The 20,250-nt window shown below is 35.9% G+C and carries 31 protein-coding genes; all 31 read right to left on the bottom strand.

Annotated elements, in window-relative coordinates; translation table 11 throughout:
- Positions 1–15: 15 nt before the first annotated feature.
- Entirely contained in the window at positions 16–1,569 is a 1,554-nt protein-coding gene (locus tag DWZ40_RS08415; protein WP_118542601.1) for a hypothetical protein, read from the bottom strand.
- A 10-nt stretch (positions 1,570–1,579) separates the two neighbouring features.
- Positions 1,580–2,389, bottom strand: coding sequence for a hypothetical protein (locus DWZ40_RS08420; protein ID WP_147354160.1), 810 nt, complete (start codon positions 2,387–2,389; stop codon positions 1,580–1,582).
- A gap of 133 nt (positions 2,390–2,522) precedes the next feature.
- Positions 2,523–3,692 (bottom strand): hypothetical protein, encoded by a 1,170-nt coding sequence (locus DWZ40_RS08425; RefSeq protein WP_118542605.1) that lies wholly within the window; start codon positions 3,690–3,692, stop codon positions 2,523–2,525.
- Between the two features lie 82 nt (positions 3,693–3,774).
- Positions 3,775–4,848 carry a single-stranded DNA-binding protein gene (locus tag DWZ40_RS08430; protein WP_118542607.1) on the bottom strand — a complete coding sequence of 358 codons (1,074 nt, stop codon included), beginning with the start codon at positions 4,846–4,848 and terminating at the stop codon, positions 3,775–3,777.
- Between the two features lie 228 nt (positions 4,849–5,076).
- Positions 5,077–5,523, bottom strand: a complete 447-nt coding sequence (locus DWZ40_RS08435; protein WP_118542609.1) for a hypothetical protein — start codon at positions 5,521–5,523, stop codon at positions 5,077–5,079.
- Positions 5,524–5,538: 15 nt separating this feature from the next.
- Positions 5,539–5,805 carry a hypothetical protein gene (locus DWZ40_RS08440; protein WP_118542610.1) on the bottom strand — a complete coding sequence of 89 codons (267 nt, stop codon included), beginning with the start codon at positions 5,803–5,805 and terminating at the stop codon, positions 5,539–5,541.
- 14 nt (positions 5,806–5,819) lie between these two features.
- Positions 5,820–6,230 carry a hypothetical protein gene (locus DWZ40_RS08445; RefSeq protein WP_118542611.1) on the bottom strand — a complete coding sequence of 137 codons (411 nt, stop codon included), beginning with the start codon at positions 6,228–6,230 and terminating at the stop codon, positions 5,820–5,822.
- Between the two features lie 18 nt (positions 6,231–6,248).
- Positions 6,249–6,470: a hypothetical protein gene (locus DWZ40_RS08450; protein ID WP_118542612.1), complete on the bottom strand. Its 222-nt coding sequence runs from the start codon at positions 6,468–6,470 to the stop codon at positions 6,249–6,251.
- Positions 6,467–6,832, bottom strand: a complete 366-nt coding sequence (locus tag DWZ40_RS08455) for a hypothetical protein (RefSeq protein ID WP_118542613.1) — start codon at positions 6,830–6,832, stop codon at positions 6,467–6,469. Before DWZ40_RS08455 ends, DWZ40_RS08450 begins: the two co-directional genes overlap by 4 nt.
- 21 nt (positions 6,833–6,853) lie before the next feature.
- A complete protein-coding gene (locus DWZ40_RS08460) occupies positions 6,854–7,195 on the bottom strand; it encodes a hypothetical protein (RefSeq protein WP_118542614.1) in 342 nt (113 codons plus the stop codon).
- Between the two features lie 33 nt (positions 7,196–7,228).
- The gene (locus DWZ40_RS08465; protein ID WP_118542615.1) at positions 7,229–7,483 is read right to left on the bottom strand and encodes a hypothetical protein; all 255 of its coding nucleotides are present in this window, start codon (positions 7,481–7,483) and stop codon (positions 7,229–7,231) included.
- An 18-nt stretch (positions 7,484–7,501) separates the two neighbouring features.
- Positions 7,502–7,948, bottom strand: a complete 447-nt coding sequence (locus DWZ40_RS08470; protein WP_118542616.1) for a hypothetical protein — start codon at positions 7,946–7,948, stop codon at positions 7,502–7,504.
- Positions 7,949–7,952: 4 nt separating this feature from the next.
- Positions 7,953–9,347 carry an HD domain-containing protein gene (locus DWZ40_RS08475; RefSeq protein ID WP_243035282.1) on the bottom strand — a complete coding sequence of 465 codons (1,395 nt, stop codon included), beginning with the start codon at positions 9,345–9,347 and terminating at the stop codon, positions 7,953–7,955.
- Between the two features lie 14 nt (positions 9,348–9,361).
- Positions 9,362–10,318 (bottom strand): hypothetical protein, encoded by a 957-nt coding sequence (locus DWZ40_RS08480; protein ID WP_118542617.1) that lies wholly within the window; start codon positions 10,316–10,318, stop codon positions 9,362–9,364.
- Entirely contained in the window at positions 10,318–11,340 is a 1,023-nt protein-coding gene (locus DWZ40_RS08485) for a nucleotidyltransferase domain-containing protein (protein WP_118542618.1), read from the bottom strand. Before DWZ40_RS08485 ends, DWZ40_RS08480 begins: the two co-directional genes overlap by 1 nt.
- Positions 11,341–11,451: 111 nt before the next feature.
- Positions 11,452–11,649 carry a hypothetical protein gene (locus tag DWZ40_RS08490; protein ID WP_118542619.1) on the bottom strand — a complete coding sequence of 66 codons (198 nt, stop codon included), beginning with the start codon at positions 11,647–11,649 and terminating at the stop codon, positions 11,452–11,454.
- 13 nt (positions 11,650–11,662) lie between these two features.
- Positions 11,663–12,592 (bottom strand): prohibitin family protein, encoded by a 930-nt coding sequence (locus tag DWZ40_RS08495; RefSeq protein WP_118542620.1) that lies wholly within the window; start codon positions 12,590–12,592, stop codon positions 11,663–11,665.
- Positions 12,585–12,755, bottom strand: coding sequence for a hypothetical protein (locus DWZ40_RS19450; protein WP_182431672.1), 171 nt, complete (start codon positions 12,753–12,755; stop codon positions 12,585–12,587). Before DWZ40_RS19450 ends, DWZ40_RS08495 begins: the two co-directional genes overlap by 8 nt.
- A gap of 1 nt (position 12,756) precedes the next feature.
- Positions 12,757–12,939, bottom strand: a complete 183-nt coding sequence (locus tag DWZ40_RS08500) for a hypothetical protein (RefSeq protein ID WP_118542621.1) — start codon at positions 12,937–12,939, stop codon at positions 12,757–12,759.
- Positions 12,940–13,021: 82 nt separating this feature from the next.
- Positions 13,022–13,315 carry a hypothetical protein gene (locus DWZ40_RS08505; RefSeq protein ID WP_118542622.1) on the bottom strand — a complete coding sequence of 98 codons (294 nt, stop codon included), beginning with the start codon at positions 13,313–13,315 and terminating at the stop codon, positions 13,022–13,024.
- Positions 13,316–13,807: 492 nt separating this feature from the next.
- Complete coding sequence (locus DWZ40_RS08510) at positions 13,808–14,071, bottom strand: hypothetical protein (protein WP_118542623.1); 264 nt, start codon at positions 14,069–14,071, stop codon at positions 13,808–13,810.
- A gap of 101 nt (positions 14,072–14,172) precedes the next feature.
- Complete coding sequence (locus DWZ40_RS08515; RefSeq protein ID WP_118542624.1) at positions 14,173–14,799, bottom strand: hypothetical protein; 627 nt, start codon at positions 14,797–14,799, stop codon at positions 14,173–14,175.
- Between the two features lie 111 nt (positions 14,800–14,910).
- The gene (locus DWZ40_RS08520; RefSeq protein WP_118542625.1) at positions 14,911–15,360 is read right to left on the bottom strand and encodes a hypothetical protein; all 450 of its coding nucleotides are present in this window, start codon (positions 15,358–15,360) and stop codon (positions 14,911–14,913) included.
- 9 nt (positions 15,361–15,369) lie between these two features.
- The gene (locus DWZ40_RS08525) at positions 15,370–15,570 is read right to left on the bottom strand and encodes a hypothetical protein (protein WP_118542626.1); all 201 of its coding nucleotides are present in this window, start codon (positions 15,568–15,570) and stop codon (positions 15,370–15,372) included.
- Positions 15,554–15,994, bottom strand: coding sequence for a hypothetical protein (locus DWZ40_RS08530; protein WP_147354161.1), 441 nt, complete (start codon positions 15,992–15,994; stop codon positions 15,554–15,556). Before DWZ40_RS08530 ends, DWZ40_RS08525 begins: the two co-directional genes overlap by 17 nt.
- Positions 15,995–16,033: 39 nt before the next feature.
- On the bottom strand, positions 16,034–16,921 hold the full coding sequence (locus DWZ40_RS08535; RefSeq protein ID WP_118542628.1) for an ATP-binding protein: 888 nt from the start codon (positions 16,919–16,921) through the stop codon (positions 16,034–16,036).
- Positions 16,914–18,227 carry a T4 RnlA family RNA ligase gene (locus tag DWZ40_RS08540; protein WP_118542629.1) on the bottom strand — a complete coding sequence of 438 codons (1,314 nt, stop codon included), beginning with the start codon at positions 18,225–18,227 and terminating at the stop codon, positions 16,914–16,916. The genes DWZ40_RS08535 and DWZ40_RS08540 overlap by 8 nt, the downstream gene beginning before the upstream one ends.
- Before the next feature lie 46 nt (positions 18,228–18,273).
- Entirely contained in the window at positions 18,274–18,789 is a 516-nt protein-coding gene (locus DWZ40_RS08545) for a hypothetical protein (protein ID WP_118542630.1), read from the bottom strand.
- 9 nt (positions 18,790–18,798) lie between these two features.
- Positions 18,799–19,272, bottom strand: a complete 474-nt coding sequence (locus DWZ40_RS08550; protein WP_118542631.1) for a hypothetical protein — start codon at positions 19,270–19,272, stop codon at positions 18,799–18,801.
- A 4-nt stretch (positions 19,273–19,276) separates the two neighbouring features.
- On the bottom strand, positions 19,277–19,807 hold the full coding sequence (locus tag DWZ40_RS08555; protein WP_118542632.1) for a hypothetical protein: 531 nt from the start codon (positions 19,805–19,807) through the stop codon (positions 19,277–19,279).
- A 34-nt stretch (positions 19,808–19,841) separates the two neighbouring features.
- The gene (locus DWZ40_RS08560) at positions 19,842–20,225 is read right to left on the bottom strand and encodes a hypothetical protein (RefSeq protein ID WP_118542633.1); all 384 of its coding nucleotides are present in this window, start codon (positions 20,223–20,225) and stop codon (positions 19,842–19,844) included.
- Positions 20,226–20,250: the final 25 nt, after the last annotated feature.

Below are 20,250 nucleotides of genomic sequence, written 5' to 3' on the forward strand. Positions count from 1 at the left end.
GCTGCCACCCTCCGATTAATCACTTGATTTTGGTTTCTTTATAATATGTCCTATATTTTTCCAGATATTTAAATTCAAATCGATCTCAAAAAGCATAATTTTATCCTTGCTTCCGGCTCGATTCTTATCTGGCTTGATACAAAAATACTGTTTATCCAGATTTAACCCCTCTTCAATAGGTTCTCCCCATGAGTCACAATCAAGCACAGCAAGATATTTATGATATTCTTCTTTCTGAAGTTTTTTACCAATGTTAAGAATATCGGCTACATGCTTAATCTGTTTTGCGTTCGCAATATTGTTGCTGCTCAAACTAAACACATCAGTAAATACAGTATCGTCACTTAACTGGAATACCGCATATCCGCTCATACGAAGTTCCTTTGTAAGCTCTTTCAATTTCGTTGCAAACTGCTTAATTTGTGACCAGTCATCTGTGTTGTAGCCCTTTAATGTATCATAACCATAATAGATAATGCCATGAACAAGCTTGGCTTTTCTCAGTTCAAATTCAATTCGCTCTGGGCTATAATCATCGCCTACATCTTTGAATAGAACTTTTCCCTCTTGGTCTTCACTATCAATCCAGTCAGTAACTTTCTTTACATTCCAATATTCATCTGACGTGTCTTTGATTCTCTGTATGTATTCCTCATTGGTTTCGATATAAACTCCGCAATCATCAATTTTTCTTCGAATAACTTCACCATTGTTGTCATGGTAAACGCCAAGAACAATTTCTTTCTCTGGTTTGTTTATTTTTACACCATGAAGTTCCTGGAACTCTGTATTGTTAATGACCGTTGTAATTAAGCAACTTCGCAAATCTTCTTCATCCATCTCGTTGCTCATGAGGAAAAAATCCTTATGTTGAACAAGTGCAATGTACGCTGCAAGCATAACGAGTTTTCTAGTCTTACCCTCATTAGATAAAAATCCTTCAAATAGAACTTTTGTTTCTCTCATTCCTAAGAAAAATTCATTATACAAAGACCATGGGAACTTTAAGCCGAAGTTTGGCTTTTCAAGATATTTATCGATTTGAGAAGAGTTTTGTGTTGTTAATTCTACCGCTTCTTCACCGGCGTTAATAACAGTGTTTATCTTATCTGCTTTGGCTCTAATAACTCTGTAAATGTCGTTTGCGGTCATTGTATCAAAGCCCTTACTTCTAAGGATTTTGTTTACAGGATAACCACACCTACCGTATTCTCTGACAAGTGAATACTTTTTTACCGTATCATAATAGTTTTTTATATCTGTCTCATCAGCCAATGACATATAGCGTTGGATTGTTTTCCATCCTTTGTACTGTTTATATGTCTGCAATCGTTCTTCATTCTGACTCATGAACACATTTACTTTTGTTTCATTGACTGTCTGAGAAAATTTTAAATAATATATCTCAAAACTATCATATAGAAACTTTGTAACTGGATCTGCGAAATCATAGTTGCTTTTCATAAATGGCTGATAATTTACAAAAAGATCCGGCTTCTTGTATAATGAGCCAACAAAACAAATTTCTGCTGATACATTCGTGTCTTTTAATTCAAGATCATTTTCCAATAATGCACCTCTATCCAAAGATTTCGTCTAAAAGATCATTAATATCATTCGATTTCTTAGATTCATCCTTATGATTTTCTACTGGCCTACCATGGGTTATTGCCTGTGAAACAATATTCTCTGTTTTCTCATGTTCTTTTTCAGCTGCCAAAATCTTCTGTTTTTCTTTCCAGTTAAGATAGCTATTATATTTATTTACAAGAATGGTCATATCATAACCAATGAGCATTTCTGGTGTTACTTTTTCGTCGGCACCCTGTTTAGAAAGCTTTTTCTGGTTAGCTTTTCTCAGAACATCTATCTTGCGCTCCCACATATCAAGCAAATCTTCCGCTGGAATTGGAGTCTCTGTTCTGTAGCTCGTGCCATCAATAACTTCTTTAATTCGAGTCCACGGAACTTCTGTAATGTCATATTCGTTTCTAATGAACGCACATAAATCGGAGCCAATAAACCAATCAGAAATTCTTTTCTCTGCCTGTTTCTGTAGAATGGCAATACTACTACTATCACATTTTTTCTTTTCAAATAATTCTTGTACAGCTGTCGTGGCAGCATCAACATATTTTTCAATATTTGCACTAGCATTTTTTCTTGCGACAGTCTTTTTTTCATTGCACCAATTTACAAAACAGTTTTTGTGATAATAATGTTGTTTATAAAATAAAACATTTTCATCATTCTGTTCTAATTCCATTTCTTCTGAACAGCAATAGCATTTTTTTCTAATCTTCTTCATTCCAAGGTAGCAATCACGATGATAGAAATGTTTATCAAAATATAAAATATCCTCATGTGACTTATTTCTTTCAATTACCATCGGAAGCTTACAGCAATAACATGATGGTCTAGGAATCATCTGAGATTTTCGCTCATATACTAATCGTGACATACTTTCTCCAAAGGCTCCGATCCGCCTATTAAACGAATCAGAGCCAATCTTATATTTTTTATTAATCAAACATTGCTAATACTTTATTCAGAATATCAATGTCGGTAACATCTTTATAGGAAATCGGCAGACCTGCTTCTTCGAGCTTGCCCTTCATTGCTTTTTTGTCAGCTGGTGCTAACGCATTTCTTTTCTCAATGATTGCACGCTTGATCGCTTCAATATCAACGGAACCATCGGAAGCTGCGCTAGACGCCGCCTTATTACTATCACCCTTCAGAGAGTTATGTAATTCCATAGCTTCTTTCTCATACATTTCCTGCTCCGTTTCAACAGCTTTATCCAGGTCATTCTTTAAAATAAATTCTTTCTTATCAGCATTCTTATCAATAACAGTCTGCCAATCTAGTAATGTCGGATCTTCGATAATATCACCGGCCTTATGAACCTTAGTTCTGTCCTTCACTACCTCTGCACAAATCTGTCCAGTTTCGGTATCCTGATACATGTGAAGAATGGTCTTTACATTGTAATCAAGACCCTTGAAGCTATCATGAACTTTTCTACCAGTGGCAACAGATACCTGCTGGCCGTTCTTATCCATCTTCTGTACAGTCTCATCTTTTTCTCTTGCAGTTAAAACTACGTTAATGCCGATAGCCATGAGATCGAGGACGAGATTCTGACCGGAATAGTTCAATTTTTTATAATCCTTGAACTCAAGGTCTGCACCCTGAATCTTAACGAAACGTTCTGCGCCTACCAGACCGTCTTTGTCAGCCTTAATAGTATTTCTCTTCTTTGAAAGCTCTAATAGACCCTGTTCACTTGTTAATCTGAAAATGGTAGTACCATCAATCAGGATTGCATCTGGGAAGAACTCCTCGCCATCTGCGTCAAGCATCGGCTCATCAGTCTCGTTACCATCCTCATCAAATTCATAAAATGTGTCATGATTTTTAATCTTGTCAAGGATCGTGGTTAACTCCTGAAGGCTCTGTGTGTAGAAAATATGAATATTTCTGGTATCAATACCTCTATCACCAAGCTCATCTACGGCATCATCTACGCCGCCGCCCTCTGCATCGATTACTGCAACTCTAAATGGCTTACCATCATTTCTCTTAAAATCGGCAAGCTGTAAACCAAGTGTGGTCTTACCACTGAAGGTTGCACCATATAACAGTGTTACTAATTTAGTCTGAATTTTATTTGCAGATCTTGTTTTCAAAATAATATTCCTCCGTATACTCTTTTTAGTAGGAAGGAACGCCGTGAAAGACGCTCCCATATGTAGTTATTTATTAGGTTAATTAATCCCAAGCCTCATCATCGCCATCGTCAAGGCTATCTGTGCTACCCCAATCATCGCCTGAGTCCTTACCAAATTTCTCCTCTGCACTATTGGCACTATTAATCTTGGCAATAGCTTCTGTAACATTCTTCTCGGTATACAGTTCCTTATCAATGGAAGATCCTTTTGCACCGGTGATAATAAATTCTCTTCTAGTCGGCGCTGCTACACGCTCCATTTTATCTTCCTCGCCCCAGTTATCATCATCGTCCTCTACAGTCTCAGTCTGAGTAGAAGCTACCATGTGACCACTTACCTTGATTGCGTAATATGGTTTTAAAGACTGTCTAAACTTCTTCGCAAGCGTACCGTCCTCAATGATGAACTGAACATCCTCAATATTGCTGTATGTAACAATCTTTGCCAGGATAACATATCTGCCAGTTGTCTTATCGTTATCATCTTTTTCCTGCTCAATACCCATAAAGATGATTACCTGATTGAAATCATTCTGCTTCTCAAATTTTTCATCGTTGAAATCAACATCGGAACATAGTGAGATCTGAGACGGAACCAGTCTAGTAGAAGTTCTCTTATTACCCTTATCATCCTGATAGCTGCTATAATCCAGGTTGCCACGGATAAATACGCTTGCACCGTCCTGTAAATTGTCCTTGATTTCCTTACAAGCATCAAACTCAGTAAGAACTTTCTTGTCGTTTACAGTTTTTCCCTCTGCGTCAACTTTCTTCTTCACACCAACGTTGGTGCCAATTAATCTGAAGCCTTCACGGTTATAGGAAAAACGATCAGCCCACGGAACTTTTACAATCTCCGCCTTATCACCTTTCTTCTCCGGTCGCTTGGAAAATACTACTGTGTCACGAACCATACCCTGTAAATTAACAAATACCGTAGAACCCTCATCATAGCCAACCCCGAAGTTTACAATTCGCATATCCTTACCACTTTTGGTTTTCAGATCCTTATAGGCCGTGTCCTTCTTAACACCGGATACAACACCTTTTAACTGGAAAGCTCCTCTTGTCTCTGGTAAATCAAATAATCTTCCTTTTTTCTTTGCGTCTGCCATGTTAGCAAATCCTCCTTAAATAAAATATGTAAAATTTTTATTAACTACCTTTATTTAAACGCCCCATTTCTGAAGCGGAACTAAAAGGAAATCTATGTAAAAATTTATATAAACAGTGATTTTTGAGTGCAAAAACCCAAGGGTATGCTGTGCCACCCATATATCTATTCTCTATTTAGTTTTGTTTTACTGAAATTCTGAGCGAAATGCTCTCGATTATCTATGTATTTATTTCTTTAGAATGGATTTGCCTAATTCATCCAAAGTGTTTATTGTTTCTGCAAATTTTTCATTCATTGCAGCAAGCTTGTCTATCGTACTTAGACATTCTCTATCCATACCACCCAGTTTACAGCAAAGCTCATCAATCTCATCTTGGTGATCGTATACAACCTTCATCACTTTCTGGATGGTCTGCAAAGCGATAAATCCTAACACCTGACCGTCAATAATCTCGTCCAGAAGCACAAATACTTCATCTGAAACCACCGAATATCTGATTGGAATATATGTTGGTTCGCTCTGGCCCTCATAGAAGCTCTCATTTGAACCGCTATAATCATCATCATCTCTTGCAGTCAGAATCACATCGAAATATGCTGCTTCGATTCCTAATTTTATGTCCCATGAAACGTCGTTTTTAAGTGCATTTTTAAGGTCATTAAAGATGTTCATACGCCTATATTCTCCTTATTTTCCGTATTTATATCCGTATTCTAGGATAATTTTTGCAACTACATATCCAACAATATAAACAAATGCCGCCGGAAATCCTCCAAGAAGTGCTTTTGCAACTACAATTCCAATCATCTTACCGGTTATCACGCCTGCATCGAATGCTGCACACGCTGCCATAATCGGTTTAATCAGCATCAGCCAGAAATACACATACAGGCTTACAATGGTACTTACTCCTAAAACTCCAAATCCGATAATTGTACACGTTTTCTCTTTCACTCATTCGTTCTCCTCTATCTATAATTTCTAAGCATATCTTTCACTTCTTCAAAGATTATTTTTTCTGGAAACGTTAATCCTAAGATGATTGTATGTGCATTGATTAAAATTAAGAGTAGTCCAACAAATAAAAAACATACACCTACATATATTCTTGCATAATATTGATCATCATAACCGTTTCTATAATAATCTTCAGGATGTTTATCTTTACTATATTTATTCGCATCTTTCCAGAGCAACAATGCTAATACTAAACAAATCACTCCAAGTACAACCCACAAGGTCGCAAATGTAATTTTGTAGTTTACCAACTTATTCCCTAGTGTCTGTAAATACGGCATCATATTCTGGCTTGACCAGTCCACTGCAATACCGAATCTCTGGCTTAGATCGTCCAGGACTTTAATAATTTCGTCCGCCACTTATTCATTCTCCTTCTGTTATTTTGCAAGTGAAAATCTTGTAATGACTTCAAATATATTTGCACTAAAAAAACTTATTGCCAAAACAATTCCAATTAATATGCACACGCCTAAAAAGAATGTAATCCATACGCTGACATATCGTTTTTTATCACATTTAATCATTTCCATGGTTGCCCATATTGCAATACCAAGACTAATAAAACCGGCGATAACACCACCTAATCCAACTACATTCATAATTTTTCCTCTCTCAAATGAATTATCAGCTTGTAGAATAATACAGGCTCGCCATCTTTATCTTTTACACACGCTGAATATGCACTAAACTTAACATCATATTCTCTGAGCAAATTCGCAACTTTGAAGAAATTCTCACTGATGTGCGGATACACAGGTTTGTAAAAAATAAATTCCGATGTTTTAAGTCCATTCTCTATATCAAACGGAAGCCAGTCTGAAATTATTTTCAAGATTCTATTTAGTTCATCATCTGCTCCATTAACATGAAACTGATTTGTCATCAGAAGTACATGGTCGAGAAACCCTTGATTTTTCTGCGTTTTTCGAGGTTTACATAATTCTTTATTTTCATTTTTCATTGATCTTCTCCATTTTTACACTCACCAACTCACATAAATGTAATCATTTTCAAAATCCAACGGTTTTCTGCTACCAACCAATATTTCTCTTTGAATATTTGCTTTGTATCCAAGTTTTCTTAATTGTTGAAGTAGCATAATATATGTATTTGGACTATGTTTGTGCATAATACATCTTCCATGTCCATTGCCAATATGCCATTCTGCATAACTCAGTTGGTATTTGATACATGTTACTAGCAAGGAAGCTTTCATTTGTTTCTTGATCTCGTCTTCAATACCGATAAGCCATTTCTTATAAAGAAATTTGTCATATGAAAGTTTTAATGATGTTTTTCCTCGCACCTTTGCCGCACTAATCATGCCGTTTCTTCCTTTCTTTGTACAATCCATTCTCTATTTTCTATATCCGATTTTGCTCAGAAGATCGTCCATGAACTGATAGAACATGTGCTGACTTTTCTCGTGTGCCGGATATGTGTCCAGAAAATCCAATGAATCTCTCATATCTTTGCAACGTCTAATTTCTGCCAGTGTATCTGTATCGTTTTGATAGATTACTTCTAACTCCGTAAAGAACTTATTTGCGCCGTCCGGCTGACCTTTAAAACTCTGTAATAATGCAATTTCCTTCTCAGTTAACTTTCTCATAATATGTATTCTCTCCTTCTATTTTGAAATCAGTGTGATAATTGCCGTGATATAACACGCATATCCTAAAAGCACGCCAAAAATTTCTTCGAATCTATGGTACGTTAATTTTTCATTATTGCCGTTGAACAATTCTGATTTAATTTCTTTCCAGTGTGTTAACCATGTATAAATCGTTGCGGCAACCTCTGTATAGCACAAGATTTTCAGTCCAACGTTTTGAGTAGATACGCATAGATATGTACATAACCAAATATGAACCAACTGCACGAACACCATAATTACCGTCATAATCATATTTAGAGCTTCGTGATATTCCGGTGGATAAGTTCCCAACATTTTTCGATATGCTTCTTTTGCCATTCGCCCTGATTTTTGAAATTCTTTATAGTTTAACCGTTGTTTCGTGCTTTTGATTAGCAGAAACAAACGGTAGATGAAGTACACCAACATAATAATCTTCATTAATTTATTTCTCCTTTAAAATTTTAATCCATCCATCTGTTATGCCGACCATCCACCGGATTAGTTCATCTCTATCGTTCATCAAACGACCATCTATTACACGCTTAAGAATTTCTTCCAACCAATATCCAACCTCTCTACCAGTTTCTAGGTGCATATACTTCATCACATCGTATCCTCTGACTTTAAGATCAGCTAATGTACAACAAGGTTTCTCTTCTAAGATTTCATCTAACAAAGACTCGATCCTATTTAATTTTTCTAGTCTCGTCTGTAAATATTCTGGATTCTGCGCCATGATATCTGCTCTGCGAAGCTGTAATAATCTCTGAAACTGCTTAACTCCTAATTTTCGTAACCAACGCAGGATATATTTTCTGCCAATCTCAAACGTGGCATCATGGTAATGAATCAACTCTACAACTTTTTCTTTTGTTTTATTGTCAAATCTCAGCCGTCTTAAAATCTCATCTGTCATATCAGCGCTTACTCTGCCGTGACCATTAAAATGCCTAATACCATTCTCATCATCGTGGTAACATTTCGTTTTACCGATATCATGGAACATTGCCGCTAATAGAAGAACCTTATCGTCATCATACGGATGTTGTAAACTCTTCATAACATTCACGCTATGCTGCGCCACGTTGTAAATATGGTACGGATTATTCTGCCACATGAACATATTCTTCCACTCTGGAATAAACATCTCAAATACCTTGTGATGCCACATGAACCGTTCTGGAAATGATTTACATACAATCATCTTCATAAACTCGCCCTGAATGCGTTCACTGGAAATCTGTGATAATTTCTCCCTGATGTCGGTATATCCGATAGTCCAACCGATTGATGGATCAAGGTTGAAATCTAACTGGCAAGCAAATCTTATTGCTCGTAAAATGCGCAGCGCATCCTCTGAAAATCTGTCTTCCGGATTTCCTACGCAGCGGATACGTTTATCTTCAATATCTTCCATACCACAAAACGGATCAACTAAAGCGAAATCAGGATTATACGCAATGGCGTTCATGGTAAAATCCCTACGTGCTAAATCAGATACTAAATCACTGGTAAATTCAACATGATCAGGATGACGGCCATCACTATATTCTCCGTCTCGACGGAAAGTTGTAATCTCATAGCCAACGCTGTCAATCATGACTGTGACAGTTCCATGCTGTAATCCTGTTGGAATCACCTGATAGCCTTTCTCTTCGAAGATTCTCTGCACGTCTACCGCCAGAACAGGAGTGCAAATATCCCAATCATGAACAGGTCGTCCGATGATCGTATCTCTAACACAACCACCGACCACATAAGCTTCCGCACCATATTCACGAATCACATCGAATATTTTTAATATCGCTGCCGGCAAATCAATTTTCTCAATACTCACCTATATGTTCTCCTCTAATCAATCCAGATTTCCGGTACATCTACGAACTTTGCTAGGAGTCCTCTGTGATAGAACATTTTATCGCTCTCTGTAATTTCCTCATTCTGCAATTTTCTTAATACAAACGGCAATACATAATTGTCCAGATGTTTGAGTTCAAATTTATATTCTCCTCGACCATTCTGAATGATTTTCTTTGCGTAACCATCTGTTCCACCAATTTTTACAAGCTTAAAAAGTTCTACTCTAAATGACACGTCCATTACCAGAAGTAATAATTGATCAATATACTGACTTCTTTTATAAAGTGTTGGGATATGCGACTCATCGCTTACATCAAACACGATTTCATCATTGGAGAAAAAGACAATTTTGCTTGGACTAATAGAATTACTGAGTAAATCGATAACATGATCCATTAGATATTTTTCGTATGTAACCTGTCGTCTTGGATTGCAATTTCCTAGAATAACCTGCCGGATATATTTACTGTGGATAATATGACTGCTCTCTGTGAATAAGGAAATAAAATCTTCCCAAGTTGATGCACCATTAAAAATACTCTTGCCTATCCGATCGGCATAATAAGATAGCGATGAAAAATTAGCCTGTCTCATATCTACACTAATAAACATCTTTCCATCGTTTCCAGGATGATAAATTTCACCAGATGGCAAACCCGTATGCTTAATAACGTATTTGTTCATATCATCTTCGTTAAAAAATTTAAATGCTTCTGAATTTTTGATGGTAGCCATAGCAGCTTCTTTAACTGAGTTATATTTTTCGAAATAGTCCTGTTCACAATTGTATTTCTTTAAATCTTCGGTAAATCTATTCCATTTATCTAAAGTTCCATAGAGCCTATCATACAATTTGAGACGATCTGAAAAATATGGTTCCTCAAAGATTCCGATTGGTATTTTACAATCCTTACAGAATCTTTCTCTCGTTCTCGTCGAAATATCCATCAAACCTCTCCTCTCACAATCTTTTCATTTACATATGCTTTAAACTCAGAAATTCTCTTCTTATCTGGAATATCCGGTAATGATGTATTCTCTTTCGCATATTCAAATCTTCTCTCATAATCATGAAGTATTTCATAAAATTCCTGTGTTGGTTGAGAGTTTTCATCTAAGAATCCATCATTTCTGATACGCATGAGTAAATCATGTTCATCTGCCATATATGTAATGATTTCTTCTTTTTCCAGAATATTAATGCCCATGATATATAACCGAATCAGATGTGCCATGTGTTTACCAATCTTTTCATGAACCATAGCATGTCTATTCCGTTTGCCGACTTTATCATAGCTGCTTACAATGGACTTCATTTCGTTCCAAAGGCCAGCCCAGTCTCTAAGAGGATAATGTTTTAAATCGGCATCAATGAAAATTTCGCTGTCATATCCTTCGTGTTCACTTTTATCAATATATAAATGAATCTCGTTGTCTGTATATGGATAATACTTATTCTTGAAATCGTAGTAAGCATTATAAATCGTTTTCAGAATATGTTTCTCATTGTCGGACTGGCTAACCAAACGTGCAGCCTTATTTTCGAGGCGGTGAAGTTGGCTATGGGCATAATTTCCAAATGTATTAATACAAATTTTTGAAAGAAACATCTTTCTATTGGAAATCAGTTCTTTACCGATGTCTGATAGATACAGATAATCGTCTGGCCGACAGCCTAAAATTTCCAATACGTTCGGATTATTGGACGATAACAGCTTAATCATTTTGTTGAAAGAATAAACGGTTGTATCTGTATTTTCTTCCGCAACCTGCTCAAAATCATTTCCTAATAAGATTTCCTGTTTGCTATTCAGCGCAATACCACGCACATCAACATCTGAAATCCCTGGTTTAGCCATTCCATAAGCATAACTGCCACCTAAAGTTAATAGGATGATATTCTTTCCTAAGTGTTCATTGGTTCGCAGAAAGTCATACTGTTCAGTTTTTAATAAAGTTTTGAAATCCACGTTTGTTCTCCTCTCGTATTTTTTTGGAAATACTGCCTGTAGCTGTGACCCTACAGACAGCCTCGTATTATCAAAATTTGTTTCAGTTTCTTATATTATTTAATTCTCTTTTTAAAATCCGTATCTATCTAATTTCTCATATAAGTTATTCAGCTTGTTTTCTTTTTGGGAAATAATATATACAATTCTTCCAAATGCAGCTAAAATTCTCGTCAGTATATATGTTAATCCATATACAATTGCTACGAAAATTACGATTGCAAGAAAGATCAAGATAATCATCCCTAGAAATCCAAAAATAAATCCCATTCTATCTCCTCATTTATTTTGTCATATCGATAATCGGAGTAGCACTGCCCTGTACGGTCGGCACATTCCCAGACCATTTTTCAATCTTCTGCTTCTCAATTAACTCAGATGTCAGAGATGCTGCCACTTTTGCATTAGCGTCTGCCTCTGCTTCTGCCTTAATTCTCATGGCTTCTGCATCACCTTTTGCCTGGATCTTCTTCTGTTCTGCTACAATAGCTGCTTTTTCTTTCTCCTGTTCAGCCGCAATTAATGCTACCTGTTTGTCTTTGTCTGCCTGAACTTTTGCGGTCTTAGCTTCGATGTTGGCAAGTTCTAATTCCTGCTGTGCAGTTACTTTCTTCTGAATCGCAGCGGAAGTCTCAGAATCAGTAGAAATGTTGGTAAAGTTTACGGTATCAATAATAATTCCATAAGGCTCAAATTTCTGTTTCAGATATACATCCAGTGCTTCATTCAGCTCTTGTCTTTTGTCTCCGAAGACATCTGTCACCGGATACTTTGCAGTAACCTCCTGTGTCCAAGCTCTCATCTTTGGTTTAATGAATGTATCTTTGATAGATTTACCTGCTTGCCCCTTGAACATTACAAACGTATTGGCAATCTTATCCTGATCGAATTTATAGGAAAATTCCAGATCAACCTTTAATGATTTACCATCGGAAGTCGGCGTGGAAAAACTCTCATCCGCCGGTGAATCACCTTTATCCTCGGAAGTCAGATAGGACTGCTCAATACCAATGGAATATGTAGTCACTTTCTTTGTCGGCGCAACTAAATGCCATCCCTGTGTTAATACTTCTCCATCGATACCTCCATTCATGTTGTACACGATACCCACATAGCCAGCCGGTACTTTCTCGGAACACATAAATGCTCCTACAGTGCCTACAATCAGCACTCCTCCTAGAATTACGCCACCTAATAATCCCTTACTACTCATCTTTTTTCTCCTTTTCTTCATCTTTTTTATCGCTCATCTGATCAACTGCGTCTTTGCCGAGCCTGTAAAACAAATTACCAATCGGCTTAAACGCAAATGCCAGTAAGAACCAAAGTAAAACCACTCCGATAATCACCAATAAAATAAATACTGGATTCATCACATCACCCCTCTTTTGTGTATTTTTCGGTTAATCCAAAAAGCATCGTTCCGAAATTTGCCTTACGTTGAACAATTCCAACCATTGCTGCAATAGCCGAAATTATAATACCAATCATTCCAGCAATCACCATAATAAGAAAGACACATACTATTATTCCGATTAAAAACAGAATTGCGTCTATCACATCATCTCACCTCACTTATATGTGTTGGAAAACATCTATAACAAAGATTGCCAAAAAAATATAAGACAACCTGCGTTATCTTTTAGTACTGCTTTTCGTATTGCAATTTCTCTATCATATTCTCTACTTTTGAATTACTATTATCAGAATCTAACCTAACTAGATCCGCAAAAGTGATGCTTACTTCATCTGTTCCATTTAATACGTCTTCCCACATCTTATCGGCAATTTCTTTCCTATAAAATTTTTCAACGTGTTTATAAGCAACGAAACATCCTTGAGAATAACCAAGTACATAAGCCTTATTCATTGGCGTGTTCTCTATAATGTCGTTCCACTTATTTTGTATATATTTATCAACCTTATATCTGCTCATTTTCTTTTCTCCCGATGAAACGTACTTTATTACTATTTTAAATAGTCATCTGCCCATTCACATTTTTCAAAATAAGCACATTTCTTACCCCAATCTTTTGTCTCAATATCAGGCTTCAAATCCTTATAATTTGTATTCGTCCTTTCTGTACAATAACAATCCCTAAGTAATTCTCCACCAACAAATTTACAATCATGGCAAATATAATTTCTACTTTTATGATAAGGACATTTGTCAGTTCCACTCAATCTTTCCCATTTTTGTCCTATATAAATTAAATATGGAAGTTTAATATGTAGTCTGTATTCAAAGAACGTGTGCAAGCTAACTGAAAAATTGTGGAATTTATATCTGCCACGATGTTTACAAATTTTTGCTTTGTCACAATAGCAGGAATCTCCACAATCATATCCAATTGTTATATGAATCGTTGTTCTCACCTCCAAATGAAAGAAAAATTTCGTTCGATTTTTAGAATTTAGAATCTTTATTTTACTTCGACTTTTCATTTTTACATGTAATAATTGTCTCATTAGTTCTCAGTGGTGTTCCTGCTGTTATTTCTCTAGGAACCATCCAATCATTGCCTCTCCAATTCCAAGGAGTTGTTGTGATGGTAGTCTTACTTGAGTTCCCATCTGAATATCCTGCTTGATATACTTCATCTAAAATCTCTTTTAATCTATCTTTTGCAATTACAACACTATTATTATCGTTCTCACATTCCTTAAAATCAAAATATACTACTGGTTTCATTTATGTTTTTACCTCCAATATATTATTCTCCAAATTCACAAGTATTACATACAGAAAAATACTTATTGTAGTCTATACAGCATTAATGAAGTTGCCAACAACTAATTGCAATATTCCTCAATACCTTGTGCCATAATATCTCTCAATTCATCTTCCTCATATGTAGAACCAAACTGCGACCAACTACAACTATATTCTGTATTATTGTGTAGTAATGCAAGTTTAAACACACTGACACCATAATTCCTATATGCATTCAATTTAATATCTTTAATATGAGGAATTTCTAAGCTCCAATTATGCTCTTTATATTCAAAGTAAATATTAGTAGCTTGACCAAAATTAAAGTCGATGAATTTAACATCATTCATATACTCAATATCAAGAAGTTTTTTAATATAATCAATATACCAATCATACATTTTCTTTTCTTTATACTTCTTTCTTTTATCAAGCCTGTTGCCATCTGCATCCTGATTCTTTGATAACATATTTAGCCATTCTCTACACATTTTAATCGTAGACGGCTGATCAAGTAGTATATACTGAATATTCTCCTTATAAGTGCGAAATGCCTGTTGTTCAATAAGATCGTATTCATTCTTCATATCATCCAATGCCTGTTTCTTTGCGGACAATCTTCTTTCTGCTTGCGCAAATTTATTTAATGAACCAATTTCATATTCGCCATTATAGTTGTATGTGTCGTTCTTATATATTAAAGACATGAATCGTTCATCTCCTTGATCTCTTCTAATTCACAAAAATCATTTATCTGTTCATTCAAATTATTAACCTGCTTTCTTAGTTCATACGGACAATCTAAGCAACTCATATTATTACCACCACAGATGCATATACCATTTTGCAAACAGATTCAAACCTTCCTGAATAACTTCATACCGGCGCTGCTCCTCTTTATTCATCTTCTCTCTTACAGGAGCCACCCAATCCTCTTCCGTGATAACGCATCTTGATCGTCCAGGCTTATCAGTTGGCTCACTACCAAAATGCAAACCGGAAGTATAATCATATTCAGGATTGAAAATCCACCAGTCATCAGCGTCCACTATATAATCAAAAGCCAGAATAATTTTGTCCAATACTTTGTACCAATCATCCATAGTTTTCACATCGTCTTTTACTGGATGGCCGTTTACAACATGCCGAAATCTCTTCAGTCTTGGCAGAACGTATCTTGCAAAATTGTAGCTCAGATCCCATGTATCCTTTTCTTTCATTTTGCGCTTATACTGGCGCATCCATTTCTTTCTAGTTCTCTGCTTCATGCTATAACCTCAACATTTCTTGTGTATCACAATCAGAGTGTCGTCTTGATCCTGTTTTAATCTTGAATCGAATCCTGGCCCATACAAATGCGTTGGAACTTGTACATACCGAATTTGGTTTATAATCTCAATATCTACATCTCGCAGACCATAATATTTCCCAATAATTCGCACCACATCTTCTTTACTAAGTCTAATTGTTGCTTCCATTTTCATACTCTCCAAATTCATACAGATAATTTATTCTCTTATCTAATATTCTCCGCTGATCGTTAAGTTCTTCTGTCTTCTTTTTACTGTCTGTGCGGCGAATTTCTTTTAACATCTTATCCATTTCAGTTTCTAACAAAGCCAATTCCTCTTTGTGGTCTTCTTCTGCTACCGTTGAAATCGTGATTTCCTCACCGCAAAATGGACAGAATTTGATCGGATGATTATCCGTCACCATCCAATGATCCTCATAATCCCCATCTTCATAATTATCAGAGATACACATTTTAGGCTGAAACCCGCCATCATCCTCATAATCGACATTGACAATATCTTCTGAACAAAGATTCACACAAGGATTATCTCTTAGTTCATTGCAACACCAGTCCAACGGCTTATATTTATATGTACTGCCGTTATTCAAATGGATTTTAATCAGTTCGATTTTAATAAAATCATCTCCTTATCTTGCTCTCATATCACACTCATGAAACGCCATTAGTATGTGATACTTCTCTTCTCCAAATCGTTTTCTCCATTTCTGATGAGCCTTTTTGGTTTCCCAATAAAAAGGTAACATGTGGTAATTGATGATGAAACATTCATCCAATACTGTCTCTTCGTCAATACTACACATAGCAGTTAGAAAATGATATGACCCAACAGATTGATGCTGATAGTAATGTGCTATGCCGCTTTCATCGAACGTTTGTGTGTACATTTTTCCGATATCATGATACAATGCTCCAATCAGAAATCGTGCCGGATATACATATTTTGCAGAAAATAACCTTACCGCCATTGTACAATGATTGTATAAATCTAATGTATGATGCGGATTTTGCTGATCAAAGCCACGCATATCTGGGATATCATTTGCTTCACAATTTTCAGGCATTCTATGAAAAATAATTGTATGAAAGCCTTCTTCTATGAAAGGGATTTGAAATCTGCCAATCTGCTTTGCAAGCACCTCATCAGGAACCGGATGTTCTCTGTGTCGGTTATCCTCTAAGCACTGCTCATATGGTTTTGGAACAATGTAGCACCGTTTGAAAACATCTTCTAGCCCATTCACAGTCATAAGAATGGCTCGTCTGGACTTCATCGTGAGATTGGTTGCATCTGCAATTACATTCTTTTTCTTCTCCAAATTCCTGCGAATTCTTTCATGGAACAGCTTAAAAACTTCCACGTTCTTAGACTGATCCTCTACAGCTCCGCACAGTTCTTCTCTAATCGCATCCGACGATACAATTACTGTATTCTCATCGGCCAATTCAGTTCTGGCAATAGTAGATTTTCCCGAACCAGAAAGTCCTACCATAACCGTTAACATCGGCTTATACATCTTCTTCCTCCGTGAAAACTTTTTTGTAATCTTCTACTCCCATATCCTTTAGTTTCAAATAGCCAGAATTATCATGCTTCCTAATAACATTGATTGGCTTACCAAGATATAGTGATTTACAGAAACCTCGATATTTCTTTGGAACATTAGAATCAACCCATATCATAAATTCTTTCCTATCACTTTTGGGAGCTGCATTCAAATATTCTCTAACCATGTTTTCAGTTTCTTGAATATAATTAATAACAATATTGGCAACTCGTTTCACATTGTCGTGATACGCAACTGGAAGTTTGGAAAGTAAATCATCGAATGTATCATCTGCGATAGATTTGATAATCAGATTAATAGATGACAATTTGGACAATGCTTTATGGATATGAACATAGTCGTTGTATTTAACCTTAACTTTATAACCGTCAACGTTTACAACAAATCCCTCTGCTTCATCAGATGATTTATCATCGAGTTCAGCCATTACCTGATTTAATGTCTTCTCGAAAATTTCTGTAGTAGGAATGTCGTAAAACGAAGCAGTACCTAAAACTAAATCGTATGGAAACTCTTTTCCGTTGCGATTATTTCTTACGCCAATGAGATATAAACCTTCCTGATCTTTCGAATACTTAACCACATGTGCATCTTTGAGTGAAATATATTCAAAAATGAAAGTATAGCGAGGATTTGCTTGTAACATCTCTTTATAACCAGGCCGCGAATTAATCATTCTGTATCCATCCTGTAAACGCCAGGAGTTATTCGGATCAATGGCCTGACTACCGGCCATAATAATTTTCCCATCATACCATGTAGCAGACTGCATAGAACCATCAAGTTTATTGGAAAACTCAACGAATTTTGCTGTAGAAATTCTCCGCTCAATATTATCCAAACTTGTTTCTTCCAGTTCGTTAATATTAAAGAACTTTTTAAAAGGTGCTAAAACAATACTGTCGTTAATAACATCGATAACTACACTTCTACATTCTCTGTAAAAACCACCATATCTATCCCAGAAATCTTCGCCTGAAGTATCAATCTCACCATCATACACATTACTGTATCTTGCATATCTGATAAGCAAAAACTTATTCCACTGATTCATTTCCAGACAAGAGATTAAATCTTCATATTGCCTATACTGTTCACTTGGATGTTTTTCATTTAATTCTTCAATCCATCTTTCCAAACAGGTCTGAGATTCATTGGTGTATCCGGATTTATAGGAATAAGTTGGCTCTCCAATTTTATTCCTATATTCATTTTTGATTTCTACAAATTTATTCAACACTGGATTCCAACTCATTCTACTTTCTCCTCTTTTATTCGACCGACATCAAGCCGGTTCGTCCTTATAAAAAATCTCCTACCATGAAATCATAGCCATCCCCATCGTGACTTAAATATTTCAGACTGGTGAATTCTGAGCCGCCAGGATTTAACGTATTGTATTCGATATGATCAAACGGAGTCTTAATATCAAAGTCTTCCGGTGTGCCATCTACGAAGTATTCTTTAAATCCCAACACAACATTCTCTATTCCATCTGGAACATATTTCAAGTGTCGCACTGTTTGATTATCAGCCCAGTTAATTAATTCGCTTTTCAACCCAGGCAGATCAAATTTCTCGCCGTATTCATTAAAAATTTCTAAATCATCATTATGGTTTATAATGAATTGTTCAAGCTCTCTGACGGATGTATACGCATTATCATGTCTCTGGAACAGAGGTTTCCATCCTGCGCTTCGCTTACCAATATGTATCTCATAACCGAGTTCAGGAACATCTACAAGCTCAAACTCATCTCTGAAATATCTGTATGCAATTTTAGAATTCTTTGTAAATAAATAGAAATTCGTACCCATTAATTCTCCTTAATATCCAGTCTGTTCTCTAATCTGAATCCTTTCATATTCTTCCAATTTGGCATAGACGTAATGTTTTTTATTATATTCATCACACACCGCTTGAACTTTTTCTATGGATGAATAATAATTGTCGCTGCCATCATCATTTTTCTGAATCAAATACCCACATCCAGAGGAATCACTTGCGTAAATTTGAAAAGACCCATGTTGATTTGTAAACGTCGCAATCGATTTAACAATCACTTTTGTATCATCTGGAATCCATTCATCTACTGCGTACATTTCTTGTTTTCCTTGGCATACAGGACAAGTGTAAGTTCCATTTTTAATCTGAACTTTACCGGAACTACCACATAAATCGCACTTTTTTCTAATCCAAAACCTATGCGTTTGAATTTTCTTTCTGTACACCTGCTGGCCTAACTGGAATGTACCTACTGGGTAGCCAAGTCTCTCTAATTCATCTGTTACGCAATGCATAAAATCACCTCAAATCCACACTGAAATCATTTGCAATACTACCTTCTGGAATGTAAATCTTATGATAAGTTTTATTTTGCTCAAACCACAACCATTGCTTATGTGACCGCCACCACTCTACTCTATAATTCTCTTTTGTATAATATAATGTAACTGTATTGGCTTTTAATTTATTTGCGACAAATCCATCATTGGAAACTTTAACCATATACTGATACCAAAGGTCGTTATCAATATAACCGCCACGCATATAAATTCTTCCATTTACCATATTGTTATCACTTAAGGCGACAATGTTCTCAACAGCATTTAATTCTTCAACCGCTGATTGTTTGGCGCAAACACTGTCTCCAATTCCCCATGCCGCAAGTGATAAGATAAATACAATTAACGTAATTACTGCTAATGCTACCCTAATGTTTTCCCCATCCTCATCGCAATCAGCCCATGATACGAGACCATAAATGCAAAAAACTATCATTAAAAATGGTGAAATTGCAGTTATGGCATAATGTATATTCTTTAATATTTCCATAAAATCACCTCACCCACAGCATAAAATGTTTCTTTTATCTGAACCGTTTTGCAATAGCTTTATCAATTAGTTCTGTGAAATAATTCTCCCAATCCTTATTGATTTCAGTTAATTCAGATTTCTTTGGCATTTCATTTTTAATAGCTTTTCTCTGCAAAATTTCCTGTGTGACTCGATCAATAACGGTATCAACAATTTCTTTTGAGTGTTCTTTCATAATCGAATAAACACTATCTCTAATCGCTACACATACTTTATTGTCTATATAATTGTTATATATATTCTGAGCCAGCTTCTCGATTGCGATCTCAGCCAGTGCCTTTTTCATATCTGTGCCATTGATTTCACATTCGTCGTCATATGAATAATTTGGCAGATAGATTTCTTCTAAATCAGGAATCTCAAGTTCTATTTTCATCGTTTCCTCCAAACTATGTAATATC

Origin of the sequence: Clostridium sp. AF32-12BH, assembly GCF_003477935.1 — a bacterium.
In the GTDB taxonomy this organism is placed as follows: Bacteria; Bacillota; Clostridia; order Lachnospirales; family Lachnospiraceae; genus Brotaphodocola.

Coding starts and splice junctions, on each gene's coding strand:
- DWZ40_RS08525 (WP_118542626.1), bottom strand. CDS start 15,570: ATGGAAGCAACAATTAGACTTAGTAAAGAAGATGTGGTGCGAATTATT.
- DWZ40_RS08420 (WP_147354160.1), bottom strand. CDS start 2,389: ATGGTAATTGAAAGAAATAAGTCACATGAGGATATTTTATATTTTGAT.
- DWZ40_RS08555 (WP_118542632.1), bottom strand. CDS start 19,807: ATGGAAATATTAAAGAATATACATTATGCCATAACTGCAATTTCACCA.
- DWZ40_RS08560 (WP_118542633.1), bottom strand. CDS start 20,225: ATGAAAATAGAACTTGAGATTCCTGATTTAGAAGAAATCTATCTGCCA.
- DWZ40_RS08455 (WP_118542613.1), bottom strand. CDS start 6,832: ATGAAAAATGAAAATAAAGAATTATGTAAACCTCGAAAAACGCAGAAA.
- DWZ40_RS08550 (WP_118542631.1), bottom strand. CDS start 19,272: ATGCATTGCGTAACAGATGAATTAGAGAGACTTGGCTACCCAGTAGGT.
- DWZ40_RS08515 (WP_118542624.1), bottom strand. CDS start 14,799: ATGTCTTTAATATATAAGAACGACACATACAACTATAATGGCGAATAT.
- DWZ40_RS08535 (WP_118542628.1), bottom strand. CDS start 16,921: ATGTATAAGCCGATGTTAACGGTTATGGTAGGACTTTCTGGTTCGGGA.
- DWZ40_RS08490 (WP_118542619.1), bottom strand. CDS start 11,649: ATGGGATTTATTTTTGGATTTCTAGGGATGATTATCTTGATCTTTCTT.
- DWZ40_RS08540 (WP_118542629.1), bottom strand. CDS start 18,227: ATGAGTTGGAATCCAGTGTTGAATAAATTTGTAGAAATCAAAAATGAA.
- DWZ40_RS08465 (WP_118542615.1), bottom strand. CDS start 7,483: ATGAGAAAGTTAACTGAGAAGGAAATTGCATTATTACAGAGTTTTAAA.
- DWZ40_RS08495 (WP_118542620.1), bottom strand. CDS start 12,592: ATGAGTAGTAAGGGATTATTAGGTGGCGTAATTCTAGGAGGAGTGCTG.
- DWZ40_RS08520 (WP_118542625.1), bottom strand. CDS start 15,360: ATGAAGCAGAGAACTAGAAAGAAATGGATGCGCCAGTATAAGCGCAAA.
- DWZ40_RS08450 (WP_118542612.1), bottom strand. CDS start 6,470: ATGAATGTAGTTGGATTAGGTGGTGTTATCGCCGGTTTTATTAGTCTT.
- DWZ40_RS08435 (WP_118542609.1), bottom strand. CDS start 5,523: ATGAACATCTTTAATGACCTTAAAAATGCACTTAAAAACGACGTTTCA.
- DWZ40_RS08470 (WP_118542616.1), bottom strand. CDS start 7,948: ATGAAGATTATTATGTTGGTGTACTTCATCTACCGTTTGTTTCTGCTA.
- DWZ40_RS08480 (WP_118542617.1), bottom strand. CDS start 10,318: ATGGATATTTCGACGAGAACGAGAGAAAGATTCTGTAAGGATTGTAAA.
- DWZ40_RS08510 (WP_118542623.1), bottom strand. CDS start 14,071: ATGAAACCAGTAGTATATTTTGATTTTAAGGAATGTGAGAACGATAAT.
- DWZ40_RS08505 (WP_118542622.1), bottom strand. CDS start 13,315: ATGAGCAGATATAAGGTTGATAAATATATACAAAATAAGTGGAACGAC.
- DWZ40_RS08430 (WP_118542607.1), bottom strand. CDS start 4,848: ATGGCAGACGCAAAGAAAAAAGGAAGATTATTTGATTTACCAGAGACA.
- DWZ40_RS08545 (WP_118542630.1), bottom strand. CDS start 18,789: ATGGGTACGAATTTCTATTTATTTACAAAGAATTCTAAAATTGCATAC.
- DWZ40_RS08460 (WP_118542614.1), bottom strand. CDS start 7,195: ATGATTAGTGCGGCAAAGGTGCGAGGAAAAACATCATTAAAACTTTCA.